This is a genomic window from Serratia silvae (genome assembly GCF_023282985.1).
Classification (GTDB): Bacteria; Pseudomonadota; Gammaproteobacteria; order Enterobacterales; family Enterobacteriaceae; genus Chania; species Chania silvae.
Window position 1 is genome coordinate 16,399 of record NZ_JAGQDC010000017.1, and the last position, 21,586, is coordinate 37,984.

A 21,586-nucleotide genomic window follows, 5' to 3' on the forward strand; every position below is an offset into this window, starting at 1 on the left:
TGGACGCATGCTGAGGTTCTTCTCGTGCCTGATATGAAGCTTTTTGCTGGTAACGCCACCCCGGAACTAGCACAACGTATTGCCAACCGTTTGTACACCAGCCTTGGTGACGCCGCTGTAGGTCGTTTTAGCGACGGCGAAGTGAGCGTGCAAATCAACGAAAATGTACGCGGCGGTGATATTTTCATCATCCAGTCCACCTGTGCACCCACCAACGACAACCTGATGGAACTGGTTGTTATGGTTGATGCCCTGCGTCGCGCCTCCGCAGGTCGTATTACTGCTGTAATTCCTTACTTCGGTTATGCTCGCCAGGATCGCCGCGTGCGTTCTGCGCGTGTACCAATCACTGCCAAAGTTGTTGCCGACTTCCTCTCCAGCGTAGGGGTTGACCGCGTATTGACAGTCGATCTGCATGCCGAGCAGATCCAAGGCTTCTTCGATGTCCCGGTAGATAACGTGTTCGGTAGCCCGATCCTGCTGGAAGACATGTTGCAGCAGAACCTGGAAAACCCGATCGTGGTTTCACCAGATATCGGTGGTGTCGTGCGCGCCCGTGCGATCGCTAAACTGCTTAACGATACCGACATGGCCATCATTGATAAACGCCGTCCACGCGCAAACGTTTCTCAGGTGATGCATATTATCGGTGACGTGGCAGGCCGTGACTGCGTGCTGGTCGATGATATGATCGATACCGGTGGTACCTTGTGTAAAGCAGCCGAAGCGTTGAAAGAACGCGGTGCCAAGCGCGTATTTGCCTACGCCACGCACCCGATCTTCTCCGGTAACGCCGTTGATAACATCAGGAACTCGGTAATTGATGAAGTGATCGTCTGTGACACTATTCCGCTGTCAGCAGAAATCAAGGCATTGAAAAACGTTCGTACTCTTACCTTGTCCGGTATGTTGGCTGAAGCTATCCGCCGTATCAGCAATGAAGAGTCAATTTCCGCGATGTTCGAACATTAATCCCTTCTCTGGCGCGGTTTACCCTCCACTGCGCCAAATTGTTCGGGTGAACATCTCAGAAAACGAAAAACCCGTTGAAGCGCAAGCAACAACGGGTTTTTTACGGGATGTGGGACATAATCCTCAAACCTTATAGATCAGGCTCCTTTGCCTTTGTTCACCAGATCCTTGGCCGTGGTTAATCAATGCGACGGACGACGCGGGTTGTTTTGGCAGCGTTTATCAAAGTGTTTTACCCACCAGTAACGATCTGCAACCCGTTCGCGCCCACCGATACGCGCACCGGCCAGCCACAACAAGGCGCCGATAAAGATACTCATGATGGCACCGTGGGCAAAGAACTGCGGCAAATTGAACTGTGATACTTCAGCCAGGATGGAGTATCCCACCCCGCCAACCATGACCACCATACCCATTCCCATTAAAACGTTGCCAATAACCTCAGCGCTTTTACGTTTCATATGCCACCTCCATAGTGCCATGTGCCAATAGAGGGAAACCCCTAACTCGTTATCCCACTTTGATTAGTTAAGTATAGACGTTATTTCAGAAGGGGTATTGCGTGAGTGATCACAAATGGCAACAAAAGGCTGACAATTCTTTACTTTATGTTAAAAGTTAGCGAGATAACTGAATTATTTTACTAATGTATTATTCACTTTTCATCGATTAGCGGACGATGCGCCAGATTTTTGTCATTCTTCGCGCAGGCAGGTACACTAACGGCCTATAAATTTCGAGCTGTGCCGCTGTGAAACCTTAGGTGATCGCAACCTGGAAGGCATCGGGCACGCCCTTTCCATTTTTCTAGCATAGTGAATCTCTTGTGAGCAGTATCAAACTGATTGTTGGCCTGGCCAACCCGGGCGCAGAGTATGCCCAGACACGGCACAATGCCGGCGCATGGTATGTTGACCTACTGGCGCAACGCCACAACCAGCCATTGAAGGAAGAGAGTAAGTTCTTCGGTTACACCGCACGCCTGAATTTGGCCGGTAACGACGTGCGATTGCTGGTACCCACCACTTTTATGAACCTGAGCGGTAAAGCCGTTGGCGCCTTAGCCACCTTCTATCGCATTCTGCCAGAAGAAATACTGGTGGCACACGACGAGTTGGATCTGCCACCAGGGGTGGCGAAACTCAAATTAGGCGGTAGCAACGGTGGCCATAATGGCCTTAAGGATATCCAGAGCAAGTTGGGCAATAACCCGAACTTTTATCGCTTACGAATTGGCATCGGCCACCCTGGTGATAAAAACAAGGTGGTAGGCTTTGTGCTGGGTAAGCCGCCGGCATCAGAGCAAGCGCTGATTGATGATGCTGTCGATGAGTCGCTACGTTGCACAGAGATCTTGCTGAAGGAAGGCATAACTAAAGCCATGAATCGTTTGCATGCGTTTAAAGCGACTGGCTAAGCAGTCAGGCCAAGTGATGTGAGTGTGTCACTTGCTTGGCCTGCTACTTATCGGGCAGTAGCGGCACAGTTTACGAGTACAGCATGGCTGCTCGCTCTGCACATTACTTTGCATAGCAACATCAACCACATCCGGCGTAGTTTTCTTTTTCAAATCCGCACTTCCAGGTAAAAAAGGTCGTTCAATCAGGCTCTTCCTACGCCCGTTACGGAAATGAATAATAAAAGAAATAACTGACAGTAATAATAAAACCGGTGCAGAAAGCACATCAATCCCATTCATGAGATAGATTCCTCCTTGAATCAAAATAGTACAGCGAATAATACGTAGATATTATCTTAAAAAAATACGCTCAACAATACTTCCAGATAAATTTATCGTTACCCTCCCAAATCCACCCCAATATAATTAGGATGTTACTTATAAAACAACAGAAAAATCCCATTCATACAATAGGATATTTCCTTGAAATGGAGTGACGAAATCTTAATACCTATAAGTAATCACAAACATATATTAAATGTATTAACCGTTTCAGTTAAATAAAAAGAATAATATCAAAAAACAATAAAAACAAACAAAAACAATGAGATAGAATTATTTTCCATTAAAAATTACTGATTGAAAAACGTAGTGATGATTAAATAATGATCACGCCGAATGCAATGGTTAGTTTGAAATTAATGGATTTTACTAGCCTACATAGATAGTCCACTATAAGATAAGCAACGTATTGCAACTTAATGCTCTGTCACTCTTTATCCACCGTAATCCGCCAGCTTTTATTATGATATGTTGCCACATTTTTTCATTGGATGATAAAAGAGAAACTTGGGAATAACCCTAGGCACAGGGTGCCTTTAATAAATAAACATGCATTTTAAATGAAATATTTAGTCGCCTTTTTTAGCACTAAATATCTTACCAAAAACAACCGGAATCCCCCCCCCCGACCTTAATGTTCTATTTCCTATCTTCAAACATCCCAGCGTGGATCCGCACCTTGCCTGCTGAACACACATCTACTGGCGTTGATTTGAGCCCCCCTTGCGCCTCGGGTGGTACCGCCAACAACGGGCAGATCGAGATAACTGCCCATTACGTGTATAATGGCGGGATAATTTCGTCATTTATGCAGCAGGATAATGTTAACCTGTTGATAGTTAAGATATTTAAGGTGATATAAACATGGGATTCAAATGCGGTATCGTCGGTCTGCCTAACGTTGGCAAATCCACCCTGTTCAATGCGTTGACCAAAGCAGGTATTGAAGCGGCCAACTTCCCGTTCTGCACCATTGAACCCAATACCGGCGTGGTACCGATGCCCGATGCACGTCTGGATCGGTTGGCCGAGATCGTCAAACCACAGCGCATTCTACCCACCACCATGGAATTCGTTGATATCGCAGGCTTGGTAAAAGGTGCTTCCAAAGGTGAAGGCCTGGGTAACCAGTTCCTGACCAACATCCGTGAAACCGAAGCCATCGGCCACGTGGTACGTTGCTTTGAGAACGACAACATCATTCACGTGAATAACAAAGTGGATCCGGCAGACGATATCGAAGTGATCAACACCGAGTTGGCATTGTCCGACCTTGATACCTGCGAACGCGCCATTCACCGTGTGCAGAAGAAAGCCAAAGGCGGCGATAAAGACGCAAAAGCCGAATTGGCCGCACTGGAAAAATGCCTGCCACAGTTGGAAAACGCTGGCATGCTGCGTGCGTTGGATCTATCTGCTGAAGATAAAGCCGCGATCCGCTACCTGAGCTTCCTGACCCTGAAGCCGACCATGTATATCGCCAACGTCAACGAAGACGGTTTTGAAAACAACCCGTATCTGGACGTCGTGCGCAAGATTGCTGCCGAAGAAGGTTCCGTGGTCGTTGCGGTTTGCGCCGCTGTTGAGTCCGACATTGCAGAACTGGAAGATGAAGACCGCGCTGAATTTATGGCCGAACTGGGTCTGGAAGAACCCGGTCTGAACCGTGTGATCCGCGCTGGTTACGAATTGCTCAATCTGCAAACCTACTTCACCGCAGGCGTGAAGGAAGTGCGCGCCTGGACGATCCCGGTTGGAGCTACTGCACCGCAAGCAGCCGGTAAAATTCACACCGACTTTGAAAAAGGCTTTATCCGGGCACAGACCATCGCCTTTGAGGACTTTATCACCTATAAAGGTGAGCAAGGTGCCAAAGAAGCCGGCAAGATGCGTTCTGAAGGGAAAGACTACGTCGTTAAAGATGGCGATGTGATGAACTTCTTGTTTAACGTCTAAATGGTTTCTTGGGCTTCACGGCAGGTATCTGAACAGCTAATGAGGCCCGGTTGACACTTAAAATCCACGCAACCGCGTGGATTTTTTTATTTCTTGGCGCCTCAAGTTTCCCCGCAACAACACAGTACAAAAGTCAGCACAGAGTGAACTATGGAGCTGGTACCACACCCTGGATTTCGCCGGTATACCCGGTACGGGAAATTGCCGTTAACAACACCTGATTATCAAAACCCTCGGGCACAATCACCTCCGCCTGGTGCGTTTTCAGGGATGCTTTAGCCTTAATCACCCCATCAGTAGAGCGCAACGCTTTATTGATGGAGATGACGCACAGTGAGCAGGTCATGGCTTTGATATCAATAGTGACTTTCTGGTTCTGCGCCCATAGCCGCGGCGCAATCAACACCAGAGCCAGCAGCAGAAAAATGCGCTTTTTCATTCCATCATTTCCCAAATCCAAGGTAATACGTAGGGGTAGGTCATCAACGCCAATAGTAAAGGTACTGACAGCCAGTAAAGCCAAATGAGTACCCGACGGCTGACGACATTCACGCAGACCGGACGTGACGACAGATAAAGCCGCCAAAATCCTCGCAGCATCAATCCGATAGCCACAATAATCATTGGCCACTGTAGCCAGGATAGCGCCGGGATCCCCGTGAGCCCGGCGGCAGAGATACCAAACACCAGATACAACAACGGCCCGAGGCAGCAAAGTGTCGATGCTGCGGCGGCAAGCAGTGCCGCCAGCAACGTCACCACGCTGCCCTTAACGCTGTTCGACAGAGACATAGTCATAGTTAAATTCGGCCGGATCGTAGAAGTTTAACGGGTCGCCATCCACTTCAGCATAGGGGTAACCAAAGTTATTGAGGTCGCCCTGCTCTGCCTCTGGCGAAAGCGCGAAATCACGGGCGTAGTTAAAACCAACCCAGTTCATTTCCCAGTTGCCGAACAGGTAATCATTGACGGCCTCCACTGCGGCATCTCCGTTTTCTTTTTTCTCTGCCAGACGCATTTTAGTGACGTCGGCCGGATCGGCTGGTAGCCAACCGAAACCTGCCAGCCAGAACATCGCCCGGCAGTGCTGCCCCCCACTGACTTTTGCTACGCCTTGCTCATCAGCACTGCCAAATGCTTTCTTCGAATAGTTCCCCAACTTGCGCGATGCACCCAGGCGAATACCAAACATCTCACGCGCGGGGATCCCGCTGGCACGGCACAACGCGACGAACACGGAGTTGATATCGGTACATTTCCCACCCAACTTACCGGCTTTAAGGATTTCCCCCACATCACCGGTACCGCAGCCAATCACCGAATCGTCTCGATGCATATGGGTTCTTACCCATTCATGAATGAGCCGCGCCTGCTGCAAAGGAGATTTCTCATCGCCGACGATCTTCAACGCCGTTTCTTTCACCACACCGTCTACCGAGATATGCTGGGTCGCTTTAAGATAGGGCTGTACTTCGGCGGGGAACACCAGATCGGTTTGCGGGAGGTGCCATTCGGCCAGTTGGTTGCTCTTCAGCGGTTCCCAGTCCAAGGTTTCAATCAGCATTTCCACCTTCAGTTCCATCGGGCCTTTGGAATCCGGCCAGGAAGCAAACAACGTTTTAGCTGCGTAGGTATTATTCGCCGTGAGGTAGGCCTGCTGATAGTTGCCAGAAAAAGATATCTGTTTCAACTGCTGGAAGGCGGTGTCCACGGGGACCGGGATCCACAGATTAGCCTTACCTTCTGAGCCTGCTGGCGCTTTCAGTTGGTAAGTTTGTGTCATCACAAAACGTCTTCTGTTGTCCACGCAGGTTGACGCCGGGATGTCTGTTTTACGCGACTCAGACCAGACCGGGCTTATCAGCCCAAAAGAAGATAACGCAGCAGCACCCTTGAGAAATTTACGCCTTTCCATCACCGTTCCTTTTTTATTATCAGATAACGCCAAAGCCTTGCCCACCGCCTTTGGGAGGCGGCGATAGTATGCACCCAAGCAGTACAAAACGACATACCGCTTACACAAAAAGACATCAGGGTATATACGGTAAACGGCATACAGGAAAGGGGAGACTTATCAAGAATAATAAAAATACGCTACGAAGCAAACGCTAGAGTAAGAGGCGGGATGACTCCCGCCGTCCTTGCAACGAGAACATTATACGATAAACCGATTCACTAATTTGGTCATCGCTGCCGCTTGGTTATCCAGTACCTGGCTGGCACTGGCCGCTTGTGAAACCAAAGCCGCATTTTGCTGGGTGACTTGTTCAAGTTGATTCAAAGCCAGATGAACCTGCCCCACCCCCAATGATTGTTCGTTGGCGGCCTGAGCGATATCGCTAACATATTGCTTCATCAGCCCAGAGTTATCTGCTGCCGCTTTTAGCGCGATCCCGGAAGCCGAAACCCGGGCGACGCCTTCCGCAATTTTTTCCATATTTTGATTAATCAGCTCTCGGATCTGGCTCGCCTCTTTAGCACAACGTTGAGATAAGTTACGCACCTCACTCGCTACCACCGCAAATCCCCTGCCTGACTCGCCAGCTCGAGCGGCTTCTACCGCAGCATTGAGCGCCAATAAATTGGTCTGAAAAGAAATGTCGTCAATAGAAGCCACGATACGTGAAATCTGCTCACTAGAATTACGGATCTCCGTCATGCTCTGGCTGGCTTCATTTGCCACGCGATTCGCCTGCATGACATCACGCTCCATCGCCAGCGTGAGTTGTTCCGCTTCGCGGGCGTTATCTGCAGTCTGGGCAATCGCCGTGGATATTTGTTCCATACTTGCCGCAGTTTCAACGATAGATGCCGCCTGTTCATCAGTACGTTGCGCTAAATCCTGATTGCCAGCAGCGATATCACCACTAGCATGGTGAAGCACCTCCGAGCCGGATTTAATCTCTTTAACGATATGCTGAATATTTTCAATGGATTGGTTATAGGCATGATTCAATGCTGACAACTCATCACTACCCGGCACGCTAAGGCGTTGGGTCAAATCCCCCTCCATTGCACCAATCGTTTTCAGCGTTCCTTGCAGTTGCAGATGGATACTCCGCGCAACGACGATGGCTATCGCTAAGGCCACTGCCAGGGAAAGAAGGCTGATGCACAGGAAAGTCATCCATTCGCTACGTGCCGTACGTGACAACTCTGCAGCATGCTTTTGTAACGTGTCAGCGGTTTGATTCTCTATTTGACGCAGCACTTCAATGCGCAGAGTCTGAGCCTTGAACCAATCGGTAGGACTAACCTTGAACCCACCGGTTGCGACTTTATCGAGCGCAATCTCACGAAACTTAAGGGCATCAGCTGCCGATGTAGAGCGCAATGCGCCATCAAGCGCCGCCGCTTGCTCCACGGTGCTGAAACGATGAGTCGCAGAAAGCCAGGCCTCTTGTTTCCCCACCACATCGCTCAACTGGCGGAATTGCCCATCACCAAAACGATCGCTAGAGAAAACGCCGGAGAGTAATGCTCGCTCTATACCCGACTGTTCTTTTAGGTTAAGCAGGCTGTAATAAGCTGACAATTCCTGGCCGATCTTGCCCGATGCCGTCAAATGCCCAATACCGCCGACAAAATCCAGCACTTGGGCGATAGTCTTAGTATAGAAACCAATGGCTTGCGGTGCCGCGATCTTTAAATTGCTGACGTTATTACGCATCTCGCTCAATAACTGGGTTTGGTCGTTAAATAACTGAATCGCCGATGTATCAATCCCTTCTAATGCGCTGCGATCCGTTTTAGATAACATTTGGCTAAATTTCGCCATCGCCGCATCTGTCAGTTTACGTTGATCCGCTAGTTCGGCGCGAAACTGCCCACCGCCAGAGCCTAGATAACCTGCGCTCATACCACGTTCTTTTTGCAGCTCATGCACGACATCCCCTGCACCACGCGTAATTGCCGTTAGCTGAACGATGACATCCATCTGACGTTCGGTATTGATCCGGGTTTTCATACCCGAACCGGCAAACCAGCATAAAGCCAGTAGCAGTGGAAACAGAGCAATGAAAAGCTTCATTCTCATCGATATACGGTAGATCCCTAACATCCGGCTTCGTCCTATTTAGGTGAAAACATCAATAGAACAGCTATCGGCCTGCTTTAAACACCCTTTAACCACAATGATGAAATTGTTATTATTACATTGATATATATGATTATTTTTATTTACCCATCAGGACTGCCAATGCGACTTCCCAGCTTTGCTCTACCACTTCATCCTCACTTCACACAGCCCCGATAAAGTCGCTAAATTCTAACTTCGAGGGATTGAACGTGATTTTTACCAAACGCCTGTGGGCTATTCTCTTTCTCACCATCGGCCTGATGACCGTGCTGGTCAGCCAAGCTCGCGAGCTACCTGCGGTGCAGGATGGTGACATCATTTTCCACACATCCCGCTCGGCACAGAGCCTGGCGATACAGCAAGCCACCGGCTCGCGTTACAGCCACATGGGCATCATTGTGCTGCGAGATGGCAAACCTTACGTATTCGAAGCGGTATCGACGGTGAAATACACACCGCTGGCCGCCTGGATCGATCGGGGAGAAAAAAAGCATTTTGTCGTCAAACGGCTGAAGAATTCCAAGCAAATGATGACGCCGTCCGCGCAGCTAAAAATACGCCAGCAGGCCAAAACCTTTGCCGGAAAGCCCTACGACATGCAGTTTTCCTGGTCTGATGAGAAGTTATATTGCTCAGAGTTGGTGTGGAAGATTTACGATCGCGCACTAGGGATTCAAATCGGCAAGCTGCAAAAAGTGCGTGAATTTAACTTTGGTGCTCCTGCCGTGCAGAAGAAACTGAATGAGCGCTACGGAACGCAAATCCCGTGGGACGAATCGGTTATTTCGCCGAAGGCGATGTTTGAATCACCGCTGTTGGTCACGGTGATCGCGAATTAATCTACGGTGACGTCCCCTATCCACATGGATAGGGGACTGTATATGCTACATATTAGCTCCGCGCTGACACCCTCACCCTTTGAGGGTGCACAAACCAGGTTAGCTTGTGTCCTGCACCCGTAACTCCACCTCATGCGCCTCATCCACCTGCGGGATCTCCAGTTTACTCAGCATCCGCGCCATCGCCTCAGCAGGTACGCTGTATTCCCGCTCGGCATTCTGCCGCTGCCACTGGGCATACGGCACTTCCAGGTAAACAATCTTCACCCTTGCACCATAGGCGATAAACAACTCAACCAACTGGCTACGCAACTGCCGGGTAATATTGGTGGCATTCCAGACAAAAGGCTCGCCTCGCCGTAGCAACGTCTTTGCCTGCAACTTGGCCTGCTGCACGACCCAGCCAGTCGCGTTTTTATCGGTAGGAGACAACCGGTGTTGGCGGCGAATGTTGTCCAGGCTGATAACCTCAAGCCCTGCGGCATGCTGCGCGATATAGCGATCTTTACCCATTCCCGGCAGCGAACAAAGTAACGTCACTTCGCTCTGAAATTGCTCATAAGGAACAAAATCCACGCTAGCCTGCGGATGCGTCAAATAGTGGTAACGCTGGTTATCGCTAGCAAAAGGACGCGCTTGCCCCCAGCATTGCTGCTCCTGACAAAACAGTTCGAACAGCTCGATGTTATCCAGCAGGCCGTTTTGGTCGTCACACTCGCGCCCCAACACGTCCGCCCGTGCCAACATCGCCAGCAACCGAGTATCCAACCGTAAGGCCGCTAATAACAGCGCCCGCTCCGGCGATGGCCGCCCCATGATCCATAATGGCAAACCATGAAAACGTACCAAGGCCGCTACCTGTTCACGCAGTTCAAACGGTGTAACGATATCCCGATAGAGGATCGAGCGCGTGGTCAGTTCACCGCGTTTAGCGTGGTTGGGTGAAGTCACCGAACCATCGTCTGCAACCCGTGTGGTACTGCGCTTTTCGACATCGTGCAACAATGCGGCAGCCCAAACCAGTTCCTGCTGTTGCTCTGGCAACGCCAAAAACTGCGCTGACTCGGTCAGTGCCACCAGCACGCGCTGGGTATGGATTGCCACATCGCCTTCCGCATGATGACGGGGATCTTGTGGCACCTGATGCATGTCGGCCACCCAACGGAATTTATCCGCCAGCCTGCCCCACTGCTTGTCTTCACTTAAGCACCACATGGTTTATCCTCCTGCTGATACTCGTACGCCATACGCGCTCGTTGCCAATTCACTCTCCAGTGACGATCGGTTTTCACATGGTTTTTACGCACGTACTTAAATACGTTATGGGAAAACTGAGCCACCGGGAATTCAGCCGCATTGCGGGTGACAATCCCTTCCATGGTACATGGCAAGCCGGTATGCACATCGTGCGGCGCAAAACTCCCCACGCCCCCCACCTGCTCCAGTATTGCCGAGCGGTATTCTTGTTCCGTCTGGCGCGGCACGTCCTGTACCACTTCTGGTACACAGGCAAAATCAAATAATGCCGCGTAAAACTGCACTTCTTGCCAACTCAGCCACATGTCTTTACAGCGCACGGCGAATAGATAGAAGTCCTGTTGCAGGCCGCGATATTCGATCGAGTGCGTGGCATACAAATTCTCCCCAAACAGTTCGATATCGCCCAGGTCATTTTTAATCAGTTGCCAACGCTGGCGGATCTGGCGCGTCCAGGCAGAAACCGTCGGTGCCGCATGGGAGCGTGCAAATACGCCATATCGATTCAGGCAGTTATTCTCACCATCGAGCTTTTCCGTATGGATCAGTGAGGAGATTAACCGTATGTCTTGCCAATAGTGTTTATTGATCCGATCGTCACTGGTGGTTCCCGGTGAGAACGGATAATGGTACGTCCGACCATATTTATGTATTTCCATTTCTTTTCTTCTTATAGCGTTACCGGCCTGCCCCATCAGGCCGATATTTATTAAGCGAGCGGCGTAAAGCTTTCGCCTTTAAACACCCGAACCGGTGAACCACGCACTATTTGATGGTGAAACATCCGTCGTTCAGCACGCTGTTCGTCCAGTTGCTGTTGCTCAAGCTGTTCCAAACGGTGAGCGATCAGCAAATACGCCAAACGTTTATTGGCATGTTGGCTGCGCTCGGTCTGCACCTTGACGCTAATGCCGCTAGCGATATGGGTGGCGCGAATAGCCGACTCCGTTTTATTCACGTGCTGCCCACCCGGCCCGGAGGACCTCAACGTCTCAAAACGGATCTCGCTCTCTTTTGGCACCGCAGCCGGAGAGAAACGCGCCGCCCCAATAAACCAGTTCTTTCTGGAGCGCCCTGTACGCCACGGGCTTTCGCAAATCCACTGCAATGTCCCGCACCACTTGGCGGCCAATGGCTCCGCTGCATCACCGCTAAGCGTTAATAGCACCGAACGCAACGTGCCCGGCAGGCGGCCCTCTTCCCGTTCAACCTCATGCAGTTCCACCTGCATAGCCTGGGCCTCTTTGTGGAACTGACGCAGTGCCAAACTCACCGCCAGACAACATTCATCCGGCCCCTGGGCGGCAGAAATCTGTAACAAGATCATGACTGCCCTCCGCTGGTTTTGTAGGTCAACACTGGCTGCATACGCGCCACCAACGTGACCAATCCGGCCTGCTGCAAGGCACCTACAACGCTATCAATCGGCTTGTAGGCTTCCGGCGCTTCCTGATAAATCAGTTGGCGGTCACGACAAATCACCCGGCTGCCGAAGCAGGTTCTGGCCAACTGCTCGGTGCTGAAACGCGACGATAAGCGGTCTTTACACTCGGAACGCATCCATTTGCGCCCCGCACCGTGTGCCAGCGAATACAAACTGCTGGCGGCAGGTAGCGGCTGGACGATATAGCTGTAATCACCGCGCGAACCGGGGATCACCACCAACCCTTCATCCGACGGCGTTGCCCCTTTACGATGCAGCCAACCAGGCACGCCCTCGATAGTGGCCGCCGCCAGCAGATTATGATGGATATCCAGCAGGCAATCGCCGGCAGTGCGTAACCGCTGCAATATCCGCTGGGCAATCAGTTGCCGGTTATAGCCAGCAAAATCCAGCGCCTGTTGATGCTGCAGCAAATAATCGTTAGCCGCATCGGTATTTTCCAGCAGGCCATGATGCCCATGAGCGCGCACATGCTGTTCCAGTATTAGCTGGCCCAAACCTCGCGAACCGCTGTGCACCAACAGCATCAGACGTTTTTTATCAAGACCGGCCTGCGGCTGATATATTTCGTCAATGCGTAACAGTTCAGCAAAATGATTACCGCCGCCAATGGTGCCCAATGCGCGAGAATAATCGCGAAGCGCTGGCGGAATATCCCCCAACTCTTCTTCCTCTAGCGGGCCGTCAATATTGCCCAGGTTTTTTTCCAGTTTATCCAGCGACTGTTTCATCGCCAGCAAATCTGTTTGCCATAGCGACATACCGCAACCGATATCATTACCGATTAACGCCGGGTAGAAGCGATGTTGTGAAAAGAAAGCGGCACCGACCGGGTAACCTCGGCCAGGATGCAAATCTGGCATCCCGACCACGCGCACCATATCCGGCAGCTTGGCGGTAGTTTCTAATTGTTGGATTGCATTTCCTTCAATCCAGGTGTGTTCCGACGCGATCAATGAAACTCGTGGCGCAACGGAGCCAATAGTATTGCTCATAACCAATCCTGATTAATATTTTATCTTATTTTTTGGATTTGGCGGGCGGTAGCCCTAGCAATACCTGGAGAGCAGGAAATTATGCCTGAGGATACGACCCGCAAAGGGTAAACAGTGCTTGATAATTCATGATGTACCTCCTTTGCAAAGTGAATGAATGGGAAAACGCGGCGATAGTACATATAAACTCTAGCGTTAGCAATAGTTGTTCGCGTCGACTACAAGAAATTAAGTCGGGACACCGAATAATGTTTCACGACGTAGGGGCGCTGCATGCGGCGCCCCTACGGTCGAACATGTGCAAACCCAACCTATTGGATCCGTTATTTTTTCTGCCGTTGCGCCTCGAACCACACGCCGCATTGGGAGAAGAGCAGCGTATTGCGGTCTTTCACCAACACGTTATCACCGGGAACACCCTCACTCCCCTGATCGGTGATCCCCGGTACGGTGACATCCTGATGCTGAATAATGACTCGCTGCACTGAAGGCGTACTGATGCCTAAAATCGGGAAATCGACATACCAATTATCGCCCGAGTTATCTTCCACGAACTCTTGCGCCTCTACCGTGGTGGTAGTCACCCCCTGATTATTCAGTTTCTGTTCATGCCAAGTAAAACCGTCTGCTTTATAGTTGATACTATTACCGACCAACTGCTGCGCCTGCTGTTCATCCCAGCAACTCACGGTCTGGGTGGGAATGACCTTGATCACGCTCCAGTTGCCGATTAACGTCGACGGGATCGGGGCTGGGGCGTTTTGTTCAGCCCAGGCAGCGGGTAACGACAGCACCAGCAGCGCAGCCAGTGGCACGATTCTTTTACTCAGGGCGGGGAATTGCATGGTACGGCTCCTTAGAGTGCTGCAAATCTATCAATTACAGTGACCAATCTGCCAATGACTTTACCTAAGCCATTGGTCTTTCAGCAAGCGGTGTTAACGCGGAATTAGCGGCCACCAGCGTTGATCATCATCTTGCTGCTGCCACTGCGCCTCCGCGCTGAGTGCCAAACGCCGATCTTCCAGGTAACGATATTCGCGGCGAGACGCCTCCAACAGGCTGAAATCCAGCTCTGCCTGCACGATTCCCGGCTCGCGTCCCAGGCTGACCACCTCACGCCCCAGAGGATCGACAACCAGGCTTTCGCCAGCAAACTGCATCCCACATCCATGCCCCGCGCGGTTGGCCATCGCCACAAACATCTGATTATCCTGAGCACGAGCCAGCAAAGCGTTACGATGCACGTGGCCATAGGGATCCATATTACCGTCGGTAACCAGCAACAGATCGCAGCCCATCAGGGCCAATGCTCGTGATGCCTCGGGGAACTCGATGTCATAGCAGATGAGTAAGCCGATACGCCGCCCACGCCACAGCCCGCATACCAGGCGATCGCCCGCTTGCGCTTCGACGCGTTCGTTGGTCCATAAATGGCTTTTGCGATAATGCAGATAGATGCCCTGCTCTGGCGTGATCAGCACCGAGCTGTTGAACAGCTGCGCGCCATCCTGCTCAAGAAAACCCACGGCGACGGCGATCCCCGTGCGCTGACTTGCCGCCACCACTTGCGCAAGTTCCGGGCCTTGCAATTGCAGCGCGTAGTCGGTATTGCCGTCAGGATGGGTAAAGCCGGTAAGCTGCGTTTCTGGCAATATCAGCAGGTCGGTTTGGCCGCTGCAACGTTCAATCTGCGCCAGCACGGCGGCCAGGTTATGGGCAATATCCCCTTCACGGCAGCTAAATTGGGCCAAGGTTATCCGCATTGATTACTCCTTTTTCGGTCGAACAGTGTTTTTACCCGTTATAGCCACCGGCTGGCAAGTCACTGTTAGGGTAAAATCACCTTCTTTCCTTCCCATATCCATGCTGATGAGCCGTCTCAATTTGAGATTTCACCACCGTACCCAGCCGATAACCAGGCATGGCAATGGTTAATAATTAACCCGCTATGGGTTTATTTATGAGCGATAACTGTGTATATTGCCATCACTCATAAGGAATGAGTCAGGCAATCCAGCCACTTCATTGCAGGGATAGACGTTCAATTGCTCTTTCAGAAATCATTTATGTTTAAATTTTTTGCTGTATTTCTCGCTTGCTCAGCTTTTTGCATGAGCTTTTCCGCTTCAGCCAATTCCGGCCACAATAATACTCAGGAGCTAAAAAAAATCCTGGCGCATTATGACCGATGGGAAGGAGTACGCTACAAATTCGGGGGTAACTCGCGCAAAGGTATCGATTGTTCGGCCTATATGCAGCGCGTGTTTAAAGATGAGTTTGCCGTCAGCTTGCCACGCAGCACCGGTGAACAAATGAAACTGGGCTCGCGAGTAGCTAAAAGTGAGTTGCACACTGGCGATCTGGTGTTTTTCAAAACCTCACCCCGTCAGCGCCACGTTGGCGTGTACATCGGAGAGGGTGAATTTGTTCACGCCTCCACCAGCATGGGTGTCACCGTTTCCAGCCTGGATAACCAATACTGGGGGGCGCGTTACGAATTGGCCCGGCGTCTCAATGGCAGCAATGCATAAACCTGCCCACCATGCCAAACCGCCGGTCACTACACCGGCGGCCTGAGGCTCACAACTTCTTGCGGTTGCGGCGCATGTCGATAGCCACGGCGGCTACGATGATCATGCCTTTGATAATGTCCTGAATGTAGGAATCCACGCCAATAAAGGTAAAACCACTCTTGATCAGGCCGAGTATCACCGCGCCGATCAGCGTACCGGTAATGCGCCCTACTCCGCCCATCAGGCTACTGCCACCGATGACCGCTGCGGCAATGGCGTCTAACTCATAAGAAACCCCCATGCTCGACTGCCCGCTACTGACCCGTGCCGCCAGCACCACGCCCGCTAATCCTGCCAACCCACCCGCAATGGTGTAGACCGTTACCAGGTATTTATTGACGTTGATCCCAGAGACCCTGGCCGAGGTCATGTTGCCGCCGATGGCATACACGTATTTGCCATAACGAGTGTGCTTCAGCGCGATATGGAAAATCACCGCCACCACCAGGAAGATAATCACCGGCATGGCACCTTGACCAATCGAGGTAAAGCCATCCGACAGGAAACTCACCGGATTACCTTTGGTGTAATACTGTGCCAAACCACGGGCAGAAACCATCATTCCCAAGGTGGCGATAAACGGCGGAATACCGGTTCGAGTGATCAAGAACCCATTGATAAATCCACAAATCACGCCTACCCCAATCCCGGCCCCGATGGGGATCGCCGCGGGCAGATCCAGCAGGCCCGGATACATTGGCGAAATGCTTTCGGAGGTTTGCGCCAGGCTGGCCGCCACCACCGCCGTCAGAGCAATCAACGAGCCAGAAGAGAGATCGATACCGGTGGTAATAATTACCTGGGTGACGCCAACGGCGATGATGCCGATAATCGCCACCTGCAAGACGATCAGCAGCAGGCGGTTCGGGTTAAGCAGGAACGACTGATCGCGCACGTACCAGCCCAGCATTTCAAAAATCAGCGCAATACCGATCATGACGATAAAGATGCCGGTATCTTTCGGCAGTTTGCCGCTGAACCCGGTAAACAGCGAGGCTTTGACTGGCTGAGTTTCCACTTTGACGTTATTCATTGTGTTTTACCTTTGCGTTATTCCGAGGCCAACGCCATGATTTTTTCCTGGTCTGCTTCATCTTTATCCAGGATCCCCGTAATGCGTCCGGCGTGCATCACCATGACACGATCGCTCATGCCGAGTATTTCCGGCAGTTCAGACGAAACCAAAATAATGGCGACGCCACGGTGCGCCAATTCACTGATCAGGCGATAAATTTCCGCCTTGGCTCCTACGTCGATACCGCGCGTAGGTTCATCCAGGATCAGGATCTTCGGCTGTGCCAATAGCCAGCGGGCAATTAAGACCTTCTGCTGATTGCCACCGCTGAGGTTATTGATAATCTGATCCATCGTCGGGGTTTTAATATTGAGTTTGCTAATTTGTTCCATGCAGTCTTTCGCCATCTGCGTCTGGCTGACAAAGCCGTTTTTGCTGGTATAGGCGGAAAGGTTGACGATGCTCATGTTCTCTACCACCGACAGCACCAGAAACAACCCAGACTTTTTACGGTCTTCGGTCAGGAATGCCAGCCCCTGCTCGATGGCTTTGGAGGGTGAGTCTATTTTTACCGGCAAGCCTTCAATATAAATCTCGCCCCCCTCAGCCGGGTGCATACCAAACAGGCTCTCCATCACTTCGCTGCGCCCAGCTCCCACCAGCCCGGCAACCCCGAGGATTTCCCCGCGCTTAACCGCAAAGGAGATATCGCGGAACCAGCCGCTGCGCCGTAGCCCGGCCACGCGCAACACCTCTTCACCGATGTTGTTATTGAACTTGGGAAACATCTGGGTCAGCTCGCGGCCCACCATCATGGTGATCAGCGACTGTTTGGTCAGATTTTCGGTTTTATCACTGGCGATCGAGGTACCATCGCGGAAGATGCTGACCTCGTCGGTGATGGCAAAGATCTCATCCATTTTGTGGCTGATATAGATAATGCCTTTGCCCTGCTGCTTCAGTTCACGAATGATCGCAAACAGATGCACCACTTCCCCTTCCGTTAATGCCGAGGTCGGCTCATCCATGATCAATACGTCGGCGTTATAAGATACCGCCTTGGCAATCTCGACCATCTGTTGGTTGGCGATGCTCAGCGTGCCTAGTTGGGTTTCCGGGTTTAATTTAATCTTGAGATGCGCCAACAGTTCACGGGTTTTACGGTTTAATTCCTCGTGATTGACAAAACCCAGCTTGGCGGGTTCACGCCCCAACCAGATATTTTCTGCCACCGTCATATGCGGCACCAGGTTCAGTTCCTGGTGGATCATAGAGATGCCCGAGTGCAAGGCCGCCAGCGTATCGTTAAACGTCACCGGCAGCCCTTTGACCTTGATGGTGCCAGCATCGGGCCGATAAATACCGATTAAGCACTTCATCAGCGTTGATTTACCGGCACCGTTTTCCCCCATTAACGCATGCACGCTGCCCGGTTTGATCTTGAGCGACACGTTATCCAACGCTTTAACGCCCGGGAACTGCTTGCTGATACCTTCCGCCTCCAGCACATAAGGATACATACTGATAACCTCCGCCGTTATCCTGCCGATCGCTGTGAACGATGCCCCTCACCGGTAGGCAAGGGGCCGGTTGGTGATTACTTTTTATTCTTATCGGCAAAGTCTTGGTAATTGGCTTTGGTGATCAGTTGGTAAGGGATCATGACGCTGCTTTCGACCTTCTCGCCCTTAACCAGTTGAATGGCGGTTTGTACGGCACCTTCCCCCTGGCCTTTGGCATCCTGGAAGATGCTGAGGCTCAAATCCCCCTTCTTGATAAACTCCAGGGCATCTGGCGTGCCATCGACGCCCGCCACCAGCACCCCTGTTTTCTTCGCCTGCTTCAGCGCCAGAATGGCACCAATCGCCATCTCATCGTTGTTGGAAGCAATGGCATCAATCTGCTGGCCGGAGAGGATCCAGTCGGTCGTCACGTCTACCGCCTCTTTGCGGAAAAACTTGGCGGTTTGCTTATCGATGATATGAATATTCGGATACTGGGCCGCCACTTCCTCAACGCCGCGAGTCCGGTCACGAGTGGCTTCACTGGAAAGCTCACCTAGCAGGATCATCACGTTGCCCTTACCATTCATCAGCTTGGCCAACTCTTCCATTTGCAGCTTGCCCGCCAGTTTGGAATCTGAACCTACGTAGGCCATACCCGCTGGCAGCGTGGCTTCTGGTCGACGGTTGACGAACACCAGTGGAATATGAGCGTTCTCTGCCAGCTTGATCATTGGCTTGACGCCCTGGGTATCCACCGGGTTAAGGATGATGGCGTCGACCCCTTGGCTGACAAAGTTCTCTATCTGTTGGATCTGCTGTGCAATATCGCCTTTGGCATCTTCAAACTGGCCGCTGACGTTGCCTTCCTGCTTCATTTTGTTCTGCATGGATTGGCGCAAGATGGTCAGGAAGTTGTCATCAAAGTAGGCCATCGACACACCGATCTTGATATCTTTGGCTAACACCGAGGCTGGCAGCATGCACATCAGTAGCGAGGTGACGATCAATTTCTTCAGCTTCATGTTCTGTACCCTTTAATCGTTAGAATGAAGAGGCCTGTTGATTTGACGGCTAATGAAAGATATTTTTTACATTCAAACAACAATCCGCTCGTTATTATCGCCTTAAAACCCTGTTCCACGTGGCATATCATCAGTTAATACTGGTTATGAGATGCTTGGAAATAATTAAATATTATATTTAAAACAATGCATTGAGATAACACCCTGATGTAATTGTTAAACACCTCATTCATTTGTCAAACGTTTGTTTCAAAATTGAGATTAATGAAATTTTTTAACCCAAACAAGCGAAACGTGTGTTTTGGAATGATCAAATAACAAAAACATGACAGGGATCTAACAAATGAACGCAAAGCGACCACCACCCCATCTGGTTTGGCAGCGTTTGTTCGAAGGAGTACGGCTGAGATTAGCTGAGAAGGCGCAGCATACGGCGCCCCCACATAGCGAGTTAACGAATCGGTTGAGGTTTTGTCAGTTGCCGGAGCTAGTTTTGTTCTGAGACCAACACGGCCAACGTATCCGGCTCCAGGGCGCGGAAGATGTGCGGCCGGTCGGCTGGATAGCAAATATAATCCCCCGCATCCAGCTCGGCAGGCTCTTCCACCAACCCGACCAAGGCACGCCCCTGGGTGATAACGATGTGTTCCACCGAGCCTAGCGGATGCGGATGAGAAAGACGGTCGGCTCCCGGCTGGGTCGTCAGCAGATAGATGTCCCGCCGTGCGCCAGGCGGACAGGTTGCCAACAGCACCGCCGTATAGTTAGCCACCTCCGACACCACCGCCGCCCCTTCCCCGCGCCGGATCACCTGCGTTTTACTCTGCTGCGGCTCCATCAAACGTGCAAAGGGGATATCCAACGCGACGCAGAGTGCCCACAGCGTTTCCAGGCTCGGATTGCCATTCCCCGCTTCCAGTTGTGATAGCGTGGATTTGGCAATTCCAGCCCGGCGGGCAATTTCTGCCAGCGAGAGACCAGTGCGCTGGCGTTCGCGCACCAGGGCTTCCGCAATGATATTGATAGGTTGTTTCATAGGGTGCGTAACTCATCTTATAACGAACGATCGTTCGACTTGTAAATCGAGATTGAAGTGTTCATTATAATAGTTCAATCGTTCGTTTTGAGAAAGGCAGTGAGAAAAATAGTATGGCTAAGAATCGCTTCCCCTCGCTAGATAAGGGCGTGATCAAAGGGATCGCGCTAGTTTGCCTGGCGGATGGCATCGTGGGGATCTCCTATGGCTCGCTGGCGACCGGCCTGGGTTTCGAGCTCTGGGTCCCACTGATGCTGTCGTTACTGGTGCTGGCGGGTGCCTCTGAATTTCTATTTATTGGCATTGTAGCCAGCGGTGGTAGCCCCTTTGCTGCGGCAGCAGCCGGACTGTTGGTGAATGCGCGTCACCTGCCGTTCGGTATGGCGGTCAAAGAGGTGATCGAGCGCAGCCACTCTAAGCTACTGGGCTGCCATATCATGAACGACGAAAGCGTAGTGTTCGGCATTTCCCAACCGACGCTGGCCAAAAAACGGGCCGCCTACTGGCTCTGCGGGCTGGGGATCGCCGCCTGCTGGCCGTTGGGCGTGCTTATTGGCGGCACCATCGGCAGCTTTATTCCCGATATCAATGCCATCGGTCTGGACGCCGTATTCCCCACCATTTTGCTGGCCCTGATTGTTGGTTCGCTGAAAACACGGCGCACCAGCATTTCTGCCTGCTCCGGCACCCTGATTGCTCTGGCTAGCGTGCCCTTGGTACCGATTGGCATGCCGGTGCTGTTTTCCCTGTTGGGTTTACTGATCAGAAAGCGAGAAAAATAATGGACAACCAGACACTCATCATCGGCATCCTGATCCTGGCCAGCGGCACCTTTGCATTTCGCTTTGCCGGTTTCCTGCTGGGCCGCAGCCTGAGTTTTTCCGACCGGGTTCAGGCCTTGCTTGCCGACTCCGCCACCACGTTGCTACTAGCCGTGGCAGTGATCGCGACGCTGTTCGAAGGGCAACATTTTGCCGGTTATGCCCGTTTAGGCGGTGTGGCGGTCGGGGCATTGTTAGCCTGGCGGAAAACGCCGTTAATCGTGGTGTTGCTGGCTGCGGCGGCAGTGACGGCGCTGTTACGGGTAGCCGGTGTGGCATAACTCGCGGTTGGCCGGGTATGATGGCAGCCGACAGATATACTGCCTCAC

Annotated in this window: 23 protein-coding genes; 7 read left to right on the forward strand and 16 right to left on the reverse strand. The window is 51.6% G+C overall.

From position 1 onward, the window contains the following. Positions 1 to 24: 24 nt before the first annotated feature. The gene (gene prs / locus KAJ71_RS18305) at positions 25 to 972 is read left to right on the forward strand and encodes a ribose-phosphate diphosphokinase (protein WP_002211240.1); all 948 of its coding nucleotides are present in this window, start codon (positions 25 to 27) and stop codon (positions 970 to 972) included. A 182-nt stretch (positions 973 to 1,154) separates the two neighbouring features. On the opposite strand, the gene ychH is transcribed toward prs, so the two are convergent. Next, the gene (gene ychH / locus KAJ71_RS18310; RefSeq protein WP_196062298.1) at positions 1,155 to 1,433 is read right to left on the reverse strand and encodes a stress-induced protein YchH; all 279 of its coding nucleotides are present in this window, start codon (positions 1,431 to 1,433) and stop codon (positions 1,155 to 1,157) included. A 365-nt stretch (positions 1,434 to 1,798) separates the two neighbouring features. Between ychH and pth the strand changes: the two genes are divergently transcribed. Continuing rightward, positions 1,799 to 2,389: an aminoacyl-tRNA hydrolase gene (pth, locus tag KAJ71_RS18315; RefSeq protein WP_248947007.1), complete on the forward strand. Its 591-nt coding sequence runs from the start codon at positions 1,799 to 1,801 to the stop codon at positions 2,387 to 2,389. A gap of 27 nt (positions 2,390 to 2,416) precedes the next feature. Here the strand turns inward: pth and KAJ71_RS18320 are convergent, their stop codons facing one another. After that, complete coding sequence (locus KAJ71_RS18320) at positions 2,417 to 2,671, reverse strand: hypothetical protein (RefSeq protein WP_248947008.1); 255 nt, start codon at positions 2,669 to 2,671, stop codon at positions 2,417 to 2,419. A 906-nt stretch (positions 2,672 to 3,577) separates the two neighbouring features. On the opposite strand from KAJ71_RS18320, the gene ychF reads away from it, so the two are divergent. Further along, positions 3,578 to 4,669 carry a redox-regulated ATPase YchF gene (gene ychF, locus KAJ71_RS18325; RefSeq protein WP_248947009.1) on the forward strand — a complete coding sequence of 364 codons (1,092 nt, stop codon included), beginning with the start codon at positions 3,578 to 3,580 and terminating at the stop codon, positions 4,667 to 4,669. A 148-nt stretch (positions 4,670 to 4,817) separates the two neighbouring features. Here ychF and KAJ71_RS18330 read toward each other — a convergent pair whose 3' ends face one another. The 4 genes from KAJ71_RS18330 to KAJ71_RS18345 all read right to left on the reverse strand — a co-directional run bounded on the left by KAJ71_RS18330 (position 4,818) and on the right by KAJ71_RS18345 (position 8,729). Then, a complete protein-coding gene (locus tag KAJ71_RS18330; protein ID WP_248947010.1) occupies positions 4,818 to 5,108 on the reverse strand; it encodes a heavy-metal-associated domain-containing protein in 291 nt (96 codons plus the stop codon). Further along, complete coding sequence (locus KAJ71_RS18335; protein ID WP_248947011.1) at positions 5,105 to 5,467, reverse strand: mercuric transporter MerT family protein; 363 nt, start codon at positions 5,465 to 5,467, stop codon at positions 5,105 to 5,107. The genes KAJ71_RS18330 and KAJ71_RS18335 overlap by 4 nt, the downstream gene beginning before the upstream one ends. Beyond that, a complete protein-coding gene (locus KAJ71_RS18340) occupies positions 5,439 to 6,584 on the reverse strand; it encodes a transglutaminase-like domain-containing protein (RefSeq protein WP_248947012.1) in 1,146 nt (381 codons plus the stop codon). The genes KAJ71_RS18335 and KAJ71_RS18340 overlap by 29 nt, the downstream gene beginning before the upstream one ends. A gap of 240 nt (positions 6,585 to 6,824) precedes the next feature. Continuing rightward, positions 6,825 to 8,729 (reverse strand): methyl-accepting chemotaxis protein, encoded by a 1,905-nt coding sequence (locus KAJ71_RS18345; protein WP_248947013.1) that lies wholly within the window; start codon positions 8,727 to 8,729, stop codon positions 6,825 to 6,827. Between the two features lie 278 nt (positions 8,730 to 9,007). Between KAJ71_RS18345 and KAJ71_RS18350 the strand changes: the two genes are divergently transcribed. Next, positions 9,008 to 9,586 (forward strand): YiiX family permuted papain-like enzyme, encoded by a 579-nt coding sequence (locus KAJ71_RS18350; protein WP_283106826.1) that lies wholly within the window; start codon positions 9,008 to 9,010, stop codon positions 9,584 to 9,586. 99 nt (positions 9,587 to 9,685) lie between these two features. Here the strand turns inward: KAJ71_RS18350 and KAJ71_RS18355 are convergent, their stop codons facing one another. From KAJ71_RS18355 to KAJ71_RS18380, 6 genes are all read right to left on the reverse strand, one after another. Next, positions 9,686 to 10,801 (reverse strand): AAA family ATPase, encoded by a 1,116-nt coding sequence (locus KAJ71_RS18355; protein ID WP_248947015.1) that lies wholly within the window; start codon positions 10,799 to 10,801, stop codon positions 9,686 to 9,688. Beyond that, positions 10,789 to 11,502, reverse strand: coding sequence for an RNA ligase family protein (locus KAJ71_RS18360; RefSeq protein WP_248947016.1), 714 nt, complete (start codon positions 11,500 to 11,502; stop codon positions 10,789 to 10,791). The genes KAJ71_RS18355 and KAJ71_RS18360 overlap by 13 nt, the downstream gene beginning before the upstream one ends. A gap of 50 nt (positions 11,503 to 11,552) precedes the next feature. Further along, positions 11,553 to 12,170 carry a peptide chain release factor H gene (gene prfH, locus KAJ71_RS18365; RefSeq protein ID WP_248947017.1) on the reverse strand — a complete coding sequence of 206 codons (618 nt, stop codon included), beginning with the start codon at positions 12,168 to 12,170 and terminating at the stop codon, positions 11,553 to 11,555. Beyond that, complete coding sequence (locus KAJ71_RS18370; RefSeq protein WP_248947018.1) at positions 12,167 to 13,282, reverse strand: RNA ligase RtcB family protein; 1,116 nt, start codon at positions 13,280 to 13,282, stop codon at positions 12,167 to 12,169. Before KAJ71_RS18370 ends, prfH begins: the two co-directional genes overlap by 4 nt. A 323-nt stretch (positions 13,283 to 13,605) precedes the next feature. Beyond that, entirely contained in the window at positions 13,606 to 14,127 is a 522-nt protein-coding gene (locus KAJ71_RS18375; protein ID WP_248947019.1) for a hypothetical protein, read from the reverse strand. A 93-nt stretch (positions 14,128 to 14,220) separates the two neighbouring features. Beyond that, entirely contained in the window at positions 14,221 to 15,048 is an 828-nt protein-coding gene (locus KAJ71_RS18380; protein WP_248947020.1) for a carbon-nitrogen hydrolase family protein, read from the reverse strand. Positions 15,049 to 15,330: 282 nt separating this feature from the next. Between KAJ71_RS18380 and KAJ71_RS18385 the strand changes: the two genes are divergently transcribed. After that, a complete protein-coding gene (locus tag KAJ71_RS18385; protein ID WP_248947021.1) occupies positions 15,331 to 15,816 on the forward strand; it encodes an NlpC/P60 family protein in 486 nt (161 codons plus the stop codon). A 49-nt stretch (positions 15,817 to 15,865) separates the two neighbouring features. On the opposite strand, the gene KAJ71_RS18390 is transcribed toward KAJ71_RS18385, so the two are convergent. From KAJ71_RS18390 to KAJ71_RS18405, 4 genes are all read right to left on the reverse strand, one after another. After that, entirely contained in the window at positions 15,866 to 16,891 is a 1,026-nt protein-coding gene (locus KAJ71_RS18390) for an ABC transporter permease (RefSeq protein WP_248947022.1), read from the reverse strand. A 17-nt stretch (positions 16,892 to 16,908) separates the two neighbouring features. Beyond that, the gene (locus KAJ71_RS18395; protein ID WP_248947023.1) at positions 16,909 to 18,393 is read right to left on the reverse strand and encodes a sugar ABC transporter ATP-binding protein; all 1,485 of its coding nucleotides are present in this window, start codon (positions 18,391 to 18,393) and stop codon (positions 16,909 to 16,911) included. Positions 18,394 to 18,470: 77 nt separating this feature from the next. Continuing rightward, the gene (locus KAJ71_RS18400; protein WP_248947024.1) at positions 18,471 to 19,400 is read right to left on the reverse strand and encodes a sugar ABC transporter substrate-binding protein; all 930 of its coding nucleotides are present in this window, start codon (positions 19,398 to 19,400) and stop codon (positions 18,471 to 18,473) included. A 487-nt stretch (positions 19,401 to 19,887) separates the two neighbouring features. Beyond that, entirely contained in the window at positions 19,888 to 20,436 is a 549-nt protein-coding gene (locus KAJ71_RS18405; protein WP_248947025.1) for a helix-turn-helix domain-containing protein, read from the reverse strand. Positions 20,437 to 20,549: 113 nt separating this feature from the next. Here KAJ71_RS18405 and KAJ71_RS18410 point away from each other — a divergent pair, with 113 nt between their 5' ends. Both KAJ71_RS18410 and KAJ71_RS18415 read left to right on the forward strand, forming a co-directional pair. After that, entirely contained in the window at positions 20,550 to 21,218 is a 669-nt protein-coding gene (locus KAJ71_RS18410; RefSeq protein ID WP_248947026.1) for an AzlC family ABC transporter permease, read from the forward strand. Beyond that, positions 21,218 to 21,538, forward strand: a complete 321-nt coding sequence (locus KAJ71_RS18415; RefSeq protein ID WP_024528813.1) for a branched-chain amino acid transport AzlD family protein — start codon at positions 21,218 to 21,220, stop codon at positions 21,536 to 21,538. The genes KAJ71_RS18410 and KAJ71_RS18415 overlap by 1 nt, the downstream gene beginning before the upstream one ends. The last annotated feature ends 48 nt before the right edge of the window (positions 21,539 to 21,586 follow it).